The sequence below is a fragment of the Streptomyces griseobrunneus genome (genome assembly GCF_046713465.1).
Lineage (GTDB): Bacteria > Actinomycetota > Actinomycetes > Streptomycetales > Streptomycetaceae > Streptomyces > Streptomyces microflavus.
This window is the reverse complement of record NZ_CP177080.1, coordinates 3,403,209-3,417,168: the sequence shown is the minus strand read 5'-3', so window position 1 is coordinate 3,417,168 and position 13,960 is coordinate 3,403,209. Positions and strand designations below refer to the sequence as shown.

The window sequence follows — 13,960 nt, the reverse complement described above, 5'->3', positions numbered from 1 at the left end:
CCCCGGCCACGTACCCCCGGGCCCCGGACCCCCCCTCAGTGCTCCTCGCACTCCGTCAGATCCGGGCGGCCCGGGGGGGACTTGCTGTCCATCAGGGCGGACAGGTTCTTCGCGTACATGTCCTCCCAGACCTTCCCGGTCAGGATCTTCCGCAGCGCCGAGCACACCTCGGCCTTCAGGCCCGGGGAGTTGGGGCGCATCGCCACCCCGTAACCCTCCGCGCCCTGGATGTTCTCCAGCCGCCGCACCTTGCCCGGGTTCGCCTTCACGTATCCCGCGAGGATGATGTCGTCCGAGGCCACCGCGTAGACGTCCGACTTCACGTCGAGCAGCTGGTCCAGGCAGTCCTGGTACGTGTTGGGCTGGGACTCCGTCATGGTGAAGCCCCGCTTGGGCAGCTCCGTCTCGTACGTCGAATCCCGTGCCGTGCACACCTCGACGCGCAGGCGGCGCAGGTCGCTGGAGTCGTTGATCGTGTACTTGCTCGACTTCTCGCGGACCAGGAACCCCCGGCTCGCCTCGTAGTACGGGCCCGCGAAGTCGACGCTGTACCCGCCGGGCGACGCGCTCTTCCGTTCGGGCGTGATGCTGTACGAGGCGATGACGAGGTCCACCCCCTTCGTCTTGAGGGCGGTGCTCCGGTAGTCGGTCGGGACCGTGGTGAAGGCGACCTCGTCCCGGCTGTACCCCATGTCCTCGGCGATCGCGTAGGCCAGGTCGATGTCGTAACCCGTGTACGTCTTCGTCTTCCTGTCGTACTTGCTCAGGCCCGGCTGATCGTCCTTGACGCCGATCTTCAGGGTGGGGTTCTTCTTCCTCCACTTCTCCGGTACGGCGCTGCCACCGCGGCCGCTCGTCCCCGTGGTGGTGCTGCCGCCCGTACCGCCCTTGTCGCCGCCGACGCCCTGCGCCACCAGCCAGCCCGCCGTGCCCAGCAGGGCCACGCACAGCGTCACCGTCGCCGCCTTCAGCCACGGTCCCTTCCGGCGGCCGCGCTGCGCCCGCTGCCCGTCCGGCACCCGAGGGGGCGGGACGGGAGGCCCGAGGGGCTCCGGAACGTGACCGGGCGGGGGCTCGGACACGGCCGTCGGCGGGTGCGTCGCCGCCCCGCCCGCCGCCCCGCCCGCCGCCCCGCCCGCCGCCCCGCCCGCGGTCGCGCTCCGCGCGAGGGGGGCGCCCAGCACCTCCCGCAGCATCGCCTCCGCCGTGGCCGCGTCCAGGCGCTCGTGCGGGTCCTGGAAGAGGAGGCCCTGGATCACCGGGGCGAGCGGACCGGCGTACCGCAGCACGGGGTCGGGGGAGTGCCGGATGTTCTCCTGGACCTCCCACACCTCGCCGCCCGCGAAGGGGACCCGGCCCTCGACCATCTCGTACAGCGTGATCCCCAGCGCCCACAGGTCGGAGGCGGGGGTGGGGCCGGGGGAGCCGGGCGCGAAGAGTTCGGGCGCCAGGTACGGGGGTGTGCCGATCACGCTGCCGGACCGGGTCACCTGGGCGGCGCCCTCGAACGTCGCGATCCCGAAGTCCACCAGGATCGCCAGCCCGTCGTCCCGGACCAGCACGTTGCCCGGCTTCACATCGCGGTGGACGACCGAGGCCGCGTGCACCGCCCGCAGGCCCTGGAGGATCTGGAGGCCGATGTCCGCCGCCCTCGGCACGGCGAGCACCTTCTCGCCGCGCAGCAGATCCGCGAGGGACCTGGCTTCGAGCAGCTTCATCACGATCCAGACCTGGTTGTCGGTCTCGACCTGGTCGTGGACGGTCACCACGTTCGGGTGCTCGATCTTGGCGATCGCCTCCGCCTCGCGGCGCGCCCGCTGCATCGCCGCCGCCTGGGTGCCGGCGGTCATCGCGTTCCGGTCGAGCAGCCCCTTTATGGCGACGAACCTGCGCAGCCGCAGGTCATGGGCCTTCCACACCTCGCCCATGCCGCCGCTGCCGATCGGTTCCAGCAGCTCGTAGCGCCCCTCGATCACCACCTGCGGGTGACGGCGGCCCGGGGACGCCTCGTGCGGCGGTGTCCGGGGCCATTCCTGCGCCGCCCCGGAGTCCGCACGCCGGAGGCCGTCGCCCGCCCAGCGGTCCTCGGGGCCACCGGTGGCCCCGTCGTCCGCCCGGCCGGCCCCGGCCCTGTCTTCGCCTTGCATGCGACCCCCTGTGCACTACATGGACCAGGCAAACAGTAGACGTTCTCTCAGGACTCCACAGGGTTGCGAGGCATGGCGTTGTCGGGCGGGCTCAGGAAGCCGCGCCGCCGTTGCTCTTCAGCAACTGCCCGTTGACCCACTGTCCTTGTGGGGAGCACAGGAAGTCCACCAGGTGTGCGGTGTCGCGCGGGGTGCCGAGGCGGCCGAGCGGGGTGCCCCGGGCCAGCGCCTCCCGCAGTTCGTCGTTCATCCAGCCCGTGTCCACCGGGCCGGGGTTGACGACGTTGGCGGTCACCCCGAGGTGGGCCAGCTCGTGCGCGGCGGCCAGGGTGATGCGGTCCAGGGCGCCCTTGCTCGCGCCGTAGGGCAGGTTGCCCACGGTGTGGTCGCTGGTGAGCGCGACGATGCGGCCCGTGCCCGCGCTGGGCTCGCCGCGGAAGCGCAGCCCGTACTCGCGGATCAGCAGCCAACTGGCCCGCGTGTTCACGGCGAAGTGCCGGTCGAACGCCTCCACGGTGGTGTCCAGGATCCCCGAGTCCACCGACTCCGCGTGCGAGAGGACGAGCGCGGTGACCGGGCCGAGGCGCTGTTCCGCCTCGTCGAAGAGGCGGGTGGGGGCGTCGGGGTCGGTCAGGTCCGCCTCGATCGCCGCCGTACGGGCTCCGGCGTCCTCCAGCTCCTTCGCGATGGAGGCGGCGGCCCCGTCCTCGGCGCCCCACTCCATACGCCGGTCGTACGGTGTCCAGTAGGTGAACGCGATGTCCCAGCCGGAGTCCGCGAGCCGGCGGGCGATGCCCGCGCCGATCCCGATGCTGCGTCCGACACCGGTGATCAGGGCGACGGGGCGGGCCGGCTCCGGGGCTGCCTGCTCCGGTGCCGGTACCGGTTCCGAAATCGGCTCCGGGGCGGCCGAAGGCTGTTCGTTGATCGTCACGGGGCCGATCCTTCGTGACCCGTACGCCTACGTCAACGACTTTCCCGGCCATGGCTCCGACGCCTTCACGCCCTCGCTGAGCTGCGACGATCCATCTTCCTGGTGGACCGACGCGATCTTTGTGTTTCCTCCGGCCCCGGGGGTGCTCCTAGCGTGGAAGGCGGAAACTGCAGCGAAAGCAGACCAACGCCGCATATCGACAGATGTAGCCGGATATACGGACCTCCTGATCGGCCTGTGCCGCCAGGCGGGCGTGGAACCCGACACCCAGCGCAACCCGGTGCAGGGCACGCCGCCCATCACCGCCGTCAGTGCGACCGGCCGCATCGCCTTCGTCACCGCGCCCCCGGGCCCGGCGGCGGGCGGTGCGGCCCAGGTCATCGACCTGGACCCGCCGGTCCACGTACCGGTCCACGCGCTGTGGCCCGCACACACGACCTGCCGGGACCGGGACGTCTTCCTCAGCCGGGCGGGGGATTTCCCCGGGGGGACTGCCGGGTGACACGGGCCCCCGGTCCGCAGGGGGGCGCGCCCGCGCCTGTGGCGCCCGCCTTCCTCAACCGTTCGGAGCCCTCTCCGGGGACTGCCGGCGCGCTTCGAGCGCGAAGTACACCCCTGAGAACAGGGCCGGGAGCAGCAGGGCCACCGGAGCCAGGCTCCACCAGCCGAGCCCCATGAGAAGAAGGGCGAGAGCGATGCCACCGAAGACGGCCGACGACATGACGGCGATGCTCAGATGCGACAGGGCCCGTTCGTGCGGGCGGGCCAGCTCCGTGAGGATGCGGATGCGGGCAAGGTCGCGTTCGTGGCGCCGCACGCCCTGTTCCTCCATCATCATTCCCCAGACGTCGTCGGGGACGCCCTCCATGCGGCTCGGCATCGGCGGGTCCTCCGGATCACCGGTCCGCCTGCGCCGCCTGTTCCACCACGCCACGGGAGACCTCCTTACCTGAGCGCGTAGGACGCGGCGAGGACGTTGGCCAAGGACTCCATGAGGGATTCATGTGCGTCGATGAAGTCCGAGAAGGCGGGGGCGTCCACCGCGAGGACACCGATCTTCTCGGTCCCGTGGATGACGGGTACGGCGATGACCGCCTTGTACCCCGTCCCCGGAGGGATCAGATAGGAGTGGGTGACGGACGTGCCGTCGATCCTGAAGGTCTTTCCGCCACCGCCGAGGATCTCGGTCTTCATATGGGCCGCACCGACCGGATCGATGACCGTCCGGGGGCCGTTGGGGTAGGGATGGCTGCTCTCCAGCGTGAAGTTCCCCGTGGCCGCGTCGTACCGATAGAAGCTGCACCGGGCGCGGGGGGTGTAGGTCGGGCCGATCGGTGGAGCGGTGAGATCGACAGCCCCGCGCAGCACGCGATCGAGGACGTCCGCGCGTTGCTGGTCGAGGGCGGTCACCGTCTGCGGCGCGGTGGCAGCCGGCAGCGGCGCCGCTGTGACGTACCGGCCGGTGAGCTCCTTCACCGCGCTGCTCAGTGGCAGCAGTGACATCGAGTAGAGCTGTGCCATGTCCGCCTCGGCGCGGATCGCCCGTTCCTCCGCGCGCTTCTTGCCCTTCTCGACCAGCCGTCGTTCGACGTGTGTGATCAGGACGACCCCGAACGCGGAGAGCCCGGCGATGAGGGCCCACCCCTGCTTGGTGCGCCCCGTGGAGCCGTCCGCCCATACCGAGACCACGGCGACCGACACACCGAGTACGGCGGAGAAGAGAAGGAACAGGTAGTGGATGCCGCGTTCGACCAGCCATTGCTTCATTCGTGCCTGCCACCCCGTGTCGCGCCGAAGGCTCCCGCCCGCCGGTCCCATCCTCCCCGAACGGAGTAGCCGGCGGAGGGCGATACGCGAGGTGGCCGTCGTCCGACGTGCGGCGGAGCACCCGCCGTCAGAGACTCGGTGAGGATCCCCGGGAATCCCCGTTCCCGGACGCACCTGAGGAGGAACACCGTGACCACATCGATCAGCGACCCGGTGGTGGAGAGGTTCGTCGCCGCCGTCAACTCGGTTGACGAGACCGCCTTCACCGCCGTCCTCACCGAGGACGCCACGATGTCCGACGACGGCAGCGAACGGGATCTGGCCGCCTGGACGGAGAAGGAGATCTTCTCCCCGAAGGCGAACGGCCGCATGAAGATCGTGGACGCCTCGGACGACGGCCGCACCCTCGTCGTCGACTACACCAACGACACCTGGGGCACGATGCGGACGCGCTGGGTCTTCACGGTCACCGGCGACCGCATCAGCCGCTTCGAGACGGGCCAGGCACCGGCCTGAGCGCGCAGAGCCCTTCTTGCGCGACTCGCACGGCCCGCCTCAGCCGTCCCGCAGCCACGGCCGCAGCTTCTCCGGATTGCGGACCGCCCAGATCCGGGTGATCAGGCCGTCACCGTCGACATCGAACGACGCCACGGTCATGACGGTCCCGCCCCGCCGGGCCACCAGGCCCGGCGCACCGTTGACCGACCGCTCCAGGAGCTCAAGGCCCGGAGCCCGGACGGCGATGGCGACCATGTACTGAGCGATGCGCGCACCGCCCTCGATCGGACGCAGGACCGTACCGACCAGGCCGCCGCCGTCGGCGGTCATCACGGCGGCGGGGTCGAGGAGGTCGACGAGGGCCGCGATGTCTTTGCTCTCCCAGGCCTCCTTGACCCGACGCACGGCTTCGGCGCGCCCGCCGCCCGCCGCCGAGGCCGGCCCCGGTGCGCCGCGCACCCGCCGCCGGGCGGAGGCCGCGAGCTGCTTGCAGGCCGCGGGGGTCCGGCCGAGGATGCCGGCGATCTCGGCGAAGGGGTAGCGGAAGACGTCGTGCAGGACGAACGCCACGCGCTCGGCGGGCGTCATCGACTCCAGTACGACGAGAAGGGCCATGGCCACCGATTCGTCCAGGACCATCTGGTCGGCGGGGTCGTCGCCCTGACCGACGCGGCTCCACTCGGCGCGGTCGGGCAGCGGATCGGGCAGCCACGCGCCGACATAGCGCTCACGCCGGGCCCGCGCCGAGCCGAGTACGTCCAGACAGATGCGGCCGGTCACCGTCGTCAGCCAGCCACCGGGGGAGAGGATCTCGTCCCGCCGCCTGCGCGGAAGCGCGTACCAGCGCGCGTAGGCCTCCTGCACGGCGTCCTCGGCCTCGGCGAGTGAACCGAGCAACCGATAGGCGACATTGATCAGTTGCCGCCGCTCACCGGCTATCGCCGCGGCGCCCGCCCCCGCTGCCCCCATGCCCCGCCTTACCTTTCGCCGGCCCGCGTCGTCGGACGGGTGAGACCTTATCGAGCTACTGCTCCCCGGGCGGGGGCGGAAAAGGGGACCGAGGCATGGCCACCCAGGCGACGACGGCACAGCACCGCTTCTCGTTCCTGCAGATCGCGATCGCACTGCAGACCCTGACCATCTTCATCCAGGCGGTCTCCGCCGGACTGCTGTTCACCACGACGTACGGGGAAGTGCTGCACGATGTCGGGGCGCGCGTGATGTACGGGGCGTCGATGCTGTACGTCCTCGCGGCGGTGCTGGCCTGGAAGCCGGGAGGGGGTTCGCCCCGGCCGATCGGGTACGCGACCGGCTTCCTGGCCCTGGCCTCCGCCCAGGTCGCGGTCGGCATCGCGCACATACCGTCGGTCCATCTCCCCCTGGGCGTACTGATGTTCGGACTGAGCGTGCTGGCGCTGGCGCGGCAGGCCCGTCCGGCACATCAGGGCCGGTCGACCCGGTAGAGGTAGTGGGCCCGGTCGTCGACGGGGTTGTCCGGCTCCATTTCGCCTTCGGCGACCCGCAGCAGCCCGGCCTTCTCCAGAGCCCGCCAGGACGCCCGGTTGGCCGCGGACACGGGCACCAGAACACAAGGGGCGTCGGGGTGCTCGTCCCAGATCGCCTGGACGGCCGACCGGATCATCCGCGGCCCGAGCCCACGGCCGACGAGCTGCGGCTCACCGATCAGGTAGTCGATGGTCATGGCCCCGGAAGGGACCTCGACGAGGGCGGCGACCTCCGCCAGATACTCGGGGTAGTCGGCCGGGCGGCACCGCTGCAACAGCCCGAACGGAGTGCCGTCGAGGTGGGCGATCAGCTCCTCCGAAGGCTCCTCGCCCCGGAGGGCGGGCCCGAAGTCCCGGCGTACGGCCTCGATTGAGGTCTCATGGTTCCACCACCGGGCCACGTGCGGCTGCTCCAGCCAGGAGATCAGCAACGGGAAGTCGTCCTCGGTGAGCCGACGCCAGGTGATCATCGGGGAACCCTCCTGCGGGACGCGGCGGCGGGAGCGGAGAGCCCCACCGCCATCGAGCCTAGCTACCCGGCCAGGAGGGCGCGCGTCTCGTCGCTGACGGCCGGCAGCTCGCCCCGGTCGGCCCAGGCGGATTCGTCGTGCTCGGTGAGGGTGACCGGCCCGGTGGCCCCGACGGTGACCGCGAAGGTGAACTGCCGTGTCCTGAGGCCGCTTCGGGAGACGTAGTCGAAGCTTCCGGCGTGCCCGGTGACGCCGGTGACGGTGAGGCCGGTCTCTTCCTTTGTGCTGCCCAGGCTCTTCCCCTGCTCATGACCGGGTAACAAGGATGGTCAGGCTTCCTCGTTACGGAGCGACCGCGCGGACCAAGAGCGTACTGATGTGCCCGGGGAACGGTGCGTCGAGCACCTGCGCTTCGGCGGTGGCGAACCCGGCCCGGGTCAGCAGGCGCTCCCAGACGGCCGGCCGGTAGCTGTAGCGGTAGGTGAACATCGCCTTGCCCGCGAAGCCGCCCTTGTACATGCCTTGCGGACCGTACGCGCCTGGGATGGCCGGAGGCTGGGAGAAGGCGAACACCCCGCCGGGGGGCAGCCGTTGACGTACGAGGGGGAAGAGTCGGCCGGGGTCGGTGAACCAGGCGGCCCCGAAGATCGAGTAGACCGCGTCGTACGTCACGTCGTGCTCACGCAGGTGCTCAAGGACCTCGGCGCAGACGAACTCCGAGCCGGTCGCTGCCCACTTCGCGGTGGTCTTCTTGACCATGACGGGCGACAGGTCGACACCCCGGGCCACGACGCCCCGCTGAGCCAGGTGCGCGAGCGCTCGGCCGGTGCCGCAGCCGATCTCCAGCACGGAGCGCGGACCGCCGAGCACCTCCGGGCCGGGCCCGTGACCGGCGTACTGGGTCCAGCAGAAGGCCGGTTCGGCGTCCTCTTTGAAGGCGGAGGCGGCGTAGGTGTCCCACAGGTCGGTCTCGGCGGCGATGTCGTGGTGCGCGGGCACGATGGTTCCTCTTCGTGAACGGCACGATCCCGACGCGGCCGAAGCCCCATGCGGCCGAAGAACGGCACAGAGCCTCGGCCGTGAGGCTGCGGGCGGGAGTCAGTGGCTGGTGAGTTCACCGGTGAGCTTGCCGTGGAGGTCGGCGCTCGGGGCGTTCAAGCCGTGGCAGCATCGATGTGGTGAGTGTTCCTGCGGCTGACCGCACCAGGAGAACTCACTCGTGTGCGTGTCACCGCCGGCCTGCTCCGCGATGCCGCGTTCACTTCGGGTGTCGTCGTCGACAACGCAGGAGGAACACATGGCTCAGCTACTGCGAGTCCAGAATTTCACCGTCTCCAGTGACGGCATCGCGGCCGGTGAGGATCAGACCCTGGAGAGGCCCTTCGGCCACGTCGAGCCGGAGCGCCTCTTCTCCTGGGCCGGTGCCACGGCGAGCTGGCCGATGCGTACGGACTCAGGGGGGAGCCGGGGGCTGGACGACTACTTCACGCGGGACTTCGACCGCAACATCGGCGCCGAGATCATGGGCCGGAACAAGTTCGGCCCCCAGCGCGGGCCCTGGCCCGACGACGCTTGGCGCGGCTGGTGGGGCGATGAGCCTCCGTTCCGTACGCCGGTGTTCGTCATGACCCACCACGAGCGCCCCTCGTTCACGCTCTCCGACACCACGTTCCACTTCGTCGGCGGTGAACCGGCCGAGGTGCTCGCGCAGGCGCGGGAGGCGGCTCAGGGCAAGGACGTGCGGCTCGGCGGCGGGGTCACCACCATCCGGGAGTTCCTCGACGCCGACCTCGTCGACGCGATGCATGTGGTCGTCTCGCCGGTGAAGCTCGGGACCGGGCTACGGCTCTGGGAGTCGCCCGACGAGCTGCTCGACCGGTTCCACCTGGAGGCCGTGCCCAGCCCGAGCGGGGTGACGCACCACTTGTTCTGGAGGAAGTGAGGCGGAGGCGGGGGCGCGCTGTCCTCGGCCGCCCTGCCCTGCCCTGCCCCCTCCCGCCCTGTCCTGTCCGTTACGGGACGGGCGCGACCGCGACGTACAGCCCGCTCTCCTCCGGCGCGGGTGCCTTCGGGCCGTGGAACCACTCGGGGGCCGTCACCAGACCGGGCTCCACGACGTCCAGGAACTGTGTCAGGCCCTCACCGGCCAGCCAGGCCGTCGCCCGGTTCATGAAGGCCCGGTTCTGGCGGGCGCCGTTCTTCGCCTCTATCGGCAGGTTTTCGGCCACCGCCTGGTCCACGGCGCACGGAACCGCATTGACCTCCGGCGCCGGGCGCCAGCAAGATCCTGGTGTGAAACCTGACATACCCCCGTCGCCCTGGGACCCGCCGTCGCCCCCGCCCGCTTCCACCGGATCCGCCTGGCAGGAGGCCACCGGACCCGCCTGGCAGCAGGGGCCCGGACCTGGCTGGCAGCAGCAGGGGCCCGGACCCGGTTGGCAGCAGCAGGGCTGGCCGGTGCCCCCGCACGGGCCCATGCCGCCGCCGTACGGGCCCGTTCCGCCGCCCGGCCCCGTGCGGGCCGAGGCCGGGGCCCGTTACGACCAGCAGGGGCGCAACGGGCAGGGCGGCAGGTTCGGGTGGCTCGGGGAGCTGTCGCTCGTTCTGCTCCTGGTCGTCGTGGGCATCCTGGTCGTCTCCGGAATCGGGGCCGTCCTCGCGGAGGTGCTGGACGCGGGGCCCGCGTCTGCGGACAGCGAGGTGTTCTTCGAGGACCCGGTCGCCGACATGGCCCTCCAGCTCGTCGGCATCGCGATCGGGATACCGATCGTCCTGTGGGGCGCCCGCTACCTGGGCAGGCGCCCGGCGGGCACGGTCTCCTCGGTCGTCGGCCGGCTGCGGTGGAAGTGGCTCGGGCTGTGCGCGGCCGTCGCCTTTCCGCTGATCATCGTCCAGTTCGGCGTGATGTTCGCCTGGACCTGGGGGGAGGAGTCCGCCGGCCCGGCAGGGGACGGCTGGCCCGGCTGGACCTCCTTTCTCGTCAGCCTGGCCGTGCTCGGGGCGCTGGTGCCGTTCCAGGCGGCGGCCGAGGAGTACGTGTTCCGGGGGTGGCTGGTCCAGGTGATCGGGCGGGCCGTCCGGTCGCCGTGGCCCGCCGTCGTACTCGCGTCCCTCCTGTTCGCCCTGGCCCACGGGTTCGGCGAACTCTCCGGGTTCGTCCTGCTGCTCTACTCGGCGCTGTGGTGGGGCTGGCTGGTGATCCGCACCGGGGGCCTGGAGGCGGTCATCACCCTGCACGCCGCCAACAACCTGCTCGCCTTCGGCCTCGCGGCGGGCTTCGGTGAACTGGCCTCCACCGAGACGGCGGCGGACGCGCCGTGGCAGGCGATGGTCGTCGAGTTCGTCTTCGCGCCGCTGTACTGCCTGGTGGTGGCGTGGATGGCGAAGCGGCGGGGGGTTGAGCGGGTCAGCCCCTGAAGTCCCGTCCGGTCGCGTTGCGTTGAGCGCCACCGCCGTCCACCCCTGCACCCGGGCGAAGCCGTACGTCGTGCCCGCCGCCCGCCGCCCGCCTCCAGGCCGAGGCGCCGAGGAAGCCGGTCTCAGAACTCCACGGTCAGCTGCGCCCGGATGTGGGCGCGCAGGACGCCCGCCATGTCCGTCGTGCAGTCGCTGATCAGCCACTGGATCTGGAGGCCGTCCATCAGGGCGATGAGCTGCTGGGCGGCGGTCGCCGGGTCGGTGCCGGTCCGTAGTGAGCCGTCGTCGCGGGCCTGGAGGTAGGCGCGTTCGGTGTTGGCGACGGACGTGCGGTAGCGGGTCTCGAAGTAGGCGTGGGCCGGGTGGTCGGGGGAGGTGGCCTCCGCCGCGACCACCGAGAACAGCTCGACGATCCCGCGCCGCTTGGCGTTCAGCTCCGCGAGGTCGACCAGTCGGCGCAGATGGTCGACGCCCCGGGTGACGCCGAGGGCCAGCCACTCGTCGTCCACGTCGTCGCGGCGCTGGAGCACCGCGAGGAGCAGCGCCTCCTTCGTCGGGAAGTGGTGCAGGAGGCCCGGGTGGGAGATGCCGCAGCGGGTGGCGATGACCCGGAGTGAGGCACCCCGGTAGCCCGCCTCTCCGAACAGGGCCATCGCCTGGTCGAGGATCTCGATCCGCTTGGCCCGGCCCTTGGCGTAGCCGCGCCGGGTTCCCGGGGTCACGCGCATTCACCCGCTGTCATCGGACGCCCTTCTCGTTCCGCCCCCGCGCTGCTGCTGCCGTTGCCGAGCCGGCCGGGTCCGCTGCTCGCGGGCCCCGGCGCTCCGGCCCAGATTCTCACAGGGTCGAATACTTACCATTCCAATACTTACCAAGCGGTCGGTATTGAGCGTACGGTACTGCGGAGTGCCGTCGTGAAAGGAACTCCTGTGGGCCTCCTGCCGCCGTACCTCGACCCCGCGCTCCCCGTCGCGGACCGGGTCGCCGATCTCCTGGGCCGCATGACGCTGCCCGAGAAGGTCGGCCAGATGCTCCAGCTCAACGCCAAGGAGGGCGTGCGGCACCTTGTGGAGGAGCTGCACGCGGGGTCGATCCTGCACGCCTCGCCCGAGCGGGTGCTGGAGGCCGCCGCCCTCACCGCGAAGACCCGGCTGCGCATCCCGCTGCTCGTCGCGGAGGACTGCATCCACGGCCACTCCTTCTGGGAGGGCGCCACGATCTACCCGACGCAACTCGGCATGGCGGCCACCTGGGACACCGGCCTGGTGGAGCGGATCGCGCGGGCCACGGCGGTGGAGGTCGCGGCGACCGGGGTGCACTGGACCTTCTCGCCGGTCCTCTGCATCACCCGGGACCTGCGCTGGGGCCGGGTGAGCGAGACCTTCGGCGAAGACCCGCACCTCATCGGGGAGTTGGCCTCCGCGATGGTGCGCGGCTACCAGGGCGAGGGGCTCGCCGACCCGACCGCGATCCTGGCCTGCGCCAAGCACTTCGCGGGGTACTCCGAGACCCAGGGCGGCCGGGACGCCAGCGAGGCGGACATCTCCCGGCGCAAACTGCGCTCGTGGTTCCTGCCCCCCTTCGAGCGGGTCGCCAAGGAGGGCTGCCGGACGTTCATGCTCGGCTACCAGTCCATGGACGGCGTGCCGATCACCGTCAACGACTGGCTGCTGGGCGAGGTACTGCGCGGCGAGTGGGGCTACACCGGCACGCTGGTCACCGACTGGGACAACGTCGGCCGCATGGTGTGGGAGCAGAAGATCTACGCCGACTACGCGCAGGCGTCGGCGGCGGCGGTCCGCGCGGGCAACGACATGGTGATGACGACGTCGAAGTTCTTCGACGGGGCTCAGGAGGCGGTGTCGGAGGGCACGCTCACGGAGGCGGAGATCGACGCCGCCGTACGCCGCATCCTGACGCTCAAGTTCGAGCTGGGGCTCTTCGAGAACCCCCGCCACCCCGACGCCGCCCTTCAGGCCGAGTTCATCGGGAGCGCCGCGCACGCCGAGCTCAACCTGGAGGCGGCCCGGCGCTCCCTGGTGCTGCTGACCAACGACGGCACGCTGCCGCTGGCGGGCGGGCCGGCAGAGGGCGGAGACGGCCGGGCCACGGCCTCCGGCCCCCGTACGATCGCGCTCGTCGGCCCCAACGCCGACGACGCGCAGACCCAGTTGGGCGACTGGGCGGGCTCATCCGGCCAGGCGGACTGGCTCCCCGACGGGCAGCCGCGCGCCATGATCCGTACCGTCCTCGACGGCTTCCGCGACCGCGTGCCCGCCGACTGGACCGTGGCGTACGCGCCCGGCGCCCGCATCCTGGACGTCGGGCCCGACCCCGAGGGGGAGTTCTTCCCCGACGGACAGCCCCGCCCCGAGGTCGTCGTCCCGGCCGCGCCCGACCCGGCGCTGATCGGCGAGGCGGTCGCCGCCGCCGAGTCCGCCGACTACGTGGTCGCCGTCGTCGGTGACCGGATCGAGCTGATCGGCGAGGGCAAGTCGACGGCCACCCTCGAACTCGTCGGCGACCAGGTCGCGTTGCTCGACGCGCTGGCGGCGACGGGCAAGCCGCTGGTCGTCGTGGTCATCAGCTCCAAGCCGCTGGTGCTGCCGCCGTCCGCGCTCGGTGCGGCGGCGATCGTGTACGCGGCCAACCCGGGGATGCTCGGCGGTACGGCGGTGGCGGAGCTGCTCCTCGGCCTGATCGAGCCGACCGGCAGGCTCCCGCTCTCCTTCGCCCGGCACGCGGGGCAGCAGCCGACGTACTACAACCAGGTGCGCGGCCAGCACGGCACGCGGTACGCGGACCTCACGCAGAGCCCGGCGTTCGCGTTCGGGGAGGGCCTGAGCTACACCACGGTGGAGTACACCGACCTGGAGCTGCTGACGGCGGTCGTCGAACCGGCGGAGACCGTACGGGCGCGGGTGACGCTCAGCAACACCGGCGCCCGGCCCGCGCTGGAGACGGTCCAGGTGTACGTGAGCGACACGGTGACCTCGGTGACCTGGGCGGAGAAGGAGCTGAAGGCGTACGAGCAGGTGGCGCTGGCTCCGGGGGAGTCGCGCCAGGTGGCGATCGAACTCCCGGTCGCCGCCTGCACGTTGGTGGACGCGCAGGGGCACCGGGTGGTGGAGCCGGGCCGCTTCGAGCTGCTGGTCGGGCCTTCGTCGCGGGATGAGGCGCTGCTGCGGGCGGAGTTCACAGTGAAGGGGTGAAGGGGGTGGG

The 13,960-nt window shown here is 71.5% G+C and carries 14 protein-coding genes and 2 pseudogenes; 6 read left to right on the top strand and 10 right to left on the bottom strand.

Going from position 1 to position 13,960, the window contains the following annotated elements; genetic code table 11:
* Window positions 1–35: 35 nt before the first annotated feature.
* Together ACK8N7_RS15435 and ACK8N7_RS15430 are read right to left on the bottom strand one after the other, a co-directional pair.
* Window positions 36–2,147 carry a serine/threonine-protein kinase gene (locus ACK8N7_RS15435; RefSeq protein ID WP_500442793.1) on the bottom strand — a complete coding sequence of 704 codons (2,112 nt, stop codon included), beginning with the start codon at window positions 2,145–2,147 and terminating at the stop codon, window positions 36–38.
* Window positions 2,148–2,238: 91 nt separating this feature from the next.
* Window positions 2,239–3,081, bottom strand: a complete 843-nt coding sequence (locus ACK8N7_RS15430) for an SDR family oxidoreductase (protein ID WP_500442791.1) — start codon at window positions 3,079–3,081, stop codon at window positions 2,239–2,241.
* 208 nt (window positions 3,082–3,289) lie between these two features.
* Between ACK8N7_RS15430 and ACK8N7_RS15425 the strand changes: the two are divergent.
* A pseudogene (locus tag ACK8N7_RS15425) lies at window positions 3,290–3,583 on the top strand (LysR family transcriptional regulator); the annotation flags it as partial.
* A gap of 54 nt (window positions 3,584–3,637) precedes the next feature.
* Here ACK8N7_RS15425 and ACK8N7_RS15420 read toward each other — a convergent pair.
* Window positions 3,638–3,961 (bottom strand): hypothetical protein, encoded by a 324-nt coding sequence (locus ACK8N7_RS15420; RefSeq protein WP_500442789.1) that lies wholly within the window; start codon window positions 3,959–3,961, stop codon window positions 3,638–3,640.
* 65 nt (window positions 3,962–4,026) lie between these two features.
* Entirely contained in the window at window positions 4,027–4,848 is an 822-nt protein-coding gene (locus ACK8N7_RS15415; RefSeq protein ID WP_403217195.1) for a GAF domain-containing protein, read from the bottom strand.
* A gap of 189 nt (window positions 4,849–5,037) precedes the next feature.
* Here ACK8N7_RS15415 and ACK8N7_RS15410 point away from each other — a divergent pair, with 189 nt between their 5' ends.
* Complete coding sequence (locus ACK8N7_RS15410) at window positions 5,038–5,364, top strand: nuclear transport factor 2 family protein (protein WP_500442787.1); 327 nt, start codon at window positions 5,038–5,040, stop codon at window positions 5,362–5,364.
* Window positions 5,365–5,403: 39 nt separating this feature from the next.
* Here the strand turns inward: ACK8N7_RS15410 and sigJ are convergent, their stop codons facing one another.
* Window positions 5,404–6,315 carry an RNA polymerase sigma factor SigJ gene (sigJ, locus tag ACK8N7_RS15405; RefSeq protein ID WP_403217191.1) on the bottom strand — a complete coding sequence of 304 codons (912 nt, stop codon included), beginning with the start codon at window positions 6,313–6,315 and terminating at the stop codon, window positions 5,404–5,406.
* 95 nt (window positions 6,316–6,410) lie between these two features.
* Here sigJ and ACK8N7_RS15400 point away from each other — a divergent pair, with 95 nt between their 5' ends.
* Window positions 6,411–6,809 carry a hypothetical protein gene (locus tag ACK8N7_RS15400; RefSeq protein WP_500442786.1) on the top strand — a complete coding sequence of 133 codons (399 nt, stop codon included), beginning with the start codon at window positions 6,411–6,413 and terminating at the stop codon, window positions 6,807–6,809.
* Here the strand turns inward: ACK8N7_RS15400 and ACK8N7_RS15395 are convergent.
* From ACK8N7_RS15395 to ACK8N7_RS15385, 3 genes are all read right to left on the bottom strand, one after another.
* Window positions 6,788–7,321: a GNAT family N-acetyltransferase gene (locus ACK8N7_RS15395; protein ID WP_500442784.1), complete on the bottom strand. Its 534-nt coding sequence runs from the start codon at window positions 7,319–7,321 to the stop codon at window positions 6,788–6,790. The genes ACK8N7_RS15400 and ACK8N7_RS15395 overlap by 22 nt on opposite strands.
* Window positions 7,322–7,383: 62 nt before the next feature.
* Window positions 7,384–7,644, bottom strand: coding sequence for an NUDIX hydrolase (locus ACK8N7_RS15390; protein ID WP_403217185.1), 261 nt, complete (start codon window positions 7,642–7,644; stop codon window positions 7,384–7,386).
* Between the two features lie 19 nt (window positions 7,645–7,663).
* A complete protein-coding gene (locus ACK8N7_RS15385; protein ID WP_500442782.1) occupies window positions 7,664–8,320 on the bottom strand; it encodes a class I SAM-dependent DNA methyltransferase in 657 nt (218 codons plus the stop codon).
* A 298-nt stretch (window positions 8,321–8,618) separates the two neighbouring features.
* On the opposite strand from ACK8N7_RS15385, the gene ACK8N7_RS15380 reads away from it, so the two are divergent.
* Window positions 8,619–9,263: a dihydrofolate reductase family protein gene (locus ACK8N7_RS15380; protein WP_403217175.1), complete on the top strand. Its 645-nt coding sequence runs from the start codon at window positions 8,619–8,621 to the stop codon at window positions 9,261–9,263.
* Window positions 9,264–9,408: 145 nt separating this feature from the next.
* Here ACK8N7_RS15380 and ACK8N7_RS15375 read toward each other — a convergent pair.
* Window positions 9,409–9,561: pseudogene (locus tag ACK8N7_RS15375) on the bottom strand (SAM-dependent methyltransferase); the annotation flags it as partial.
* Between the two features lie 274 nt (window positions 9,562–9,835).
* Here ACK8N7_RS15375 and ACK8N7_RS15370 point away from each other — a divergent pair.
* Window positions 9,836–10,738, top strand: coding sequence for a CPBP family intramembrane glutamic endopeptidase (locus tag ACK8N7_RS15370; RefSeq protein WP_500445759.1), 903 nt, complete (start codon window positions 9,836–9,838; stop codon window positions 10,736–10,738).
* Between the two features lie 122 nt (window positions 10,739–10,860).
* Here the strand turns inward: ACK8N7_RS15370 and ACK8N7_RS15365 are convergent, their stop codons facing one another.
* The gene (locus ACK8N7_RS15365; RefSeq protein ID WP_031124740.1) at window positions 10,861–11,460 is read right to left on the bottom strand and encodes a TetR/AcrR family transcriptional regulator; all 600 of its coding nucleotides are present in this window, start codon (window positions 11,458–11,460) and stop codon (window positions 10,861–10,863) included.
* Between the two features lie 207 nt (window positions 11,461–11,667).
* Here ACK8N7_RS15365 and ACK8N7_RS15360 point away from each other — a divergent pair, with 207 nt between their 5' ends.
* A complete protein-coding gene (locus ACK8N7_RS15360; protein ID WP_403217173.1) occupies window positions 11,668–13,950 on the top strand; it encodes an exo-beta-d-1,3/1,6-glucosidase in 2,283 nt (760 codons plus the stop codon).
* Window positions 13,951–13,960 lie beyond the last annotated feature (10 nt).

Excerpts from the sequence above, each read along its gene's own strand:
- ACK8N7_RS15435 (WP_500442793.1), bottom strand. The coding sequence starts at position 2,147 with ATGCAAGGCGAAGACAGGGCCGGGGCCGGCCGGGCGGACGACGGGGCC.
- ACK8N7_RS15420 (WP_500442789.1), bottom strand. The coding sequence starts at position 3,961 with ATGCCGAGCCGCATGGAGGGCGTCCCCGACGACGTCTGGGGAATGATG.
- ACK8N7_RS15415 (WP_403217195.1), bottom strand. The coding sequence starts at position 4,848 with ATGAAGCAATGGCTGGTCGAACGCGGCATCCACTACCTGTTCCTTCTC.
- sigJ (WP_403217191.1), bottom strand. The coding sequence starts at position 6,315 with ATGGGGGCAGCGGGGGCGGGCGCCGCGGCGATAGCCGGTGAGCGGCGG.
- ACK8N7_RS15400 (WP_500442786.1), top strand. The coding sequence starts at position 6,411 with ATGGCCACCCAGGCGACGACGGCACAGCACCGCTTCTCGTTCCTGCAG.
- ACK8N7_RS15395 (WP_500442784.1), bottom strand. The coding sequence starts at position 7,321 with ATGATCACCTGGCGTCGGCTCACCGAGGACGACTTCCCGTTGCTGATC.
- ACK8N7_RS15380 (WP_403217175.1), top strand. The coding sequence starts at position 8,619 with ATGGCTCAGCTACTGCGAGTCCAGAATTTCACCGTCTCCAGTGACGGC.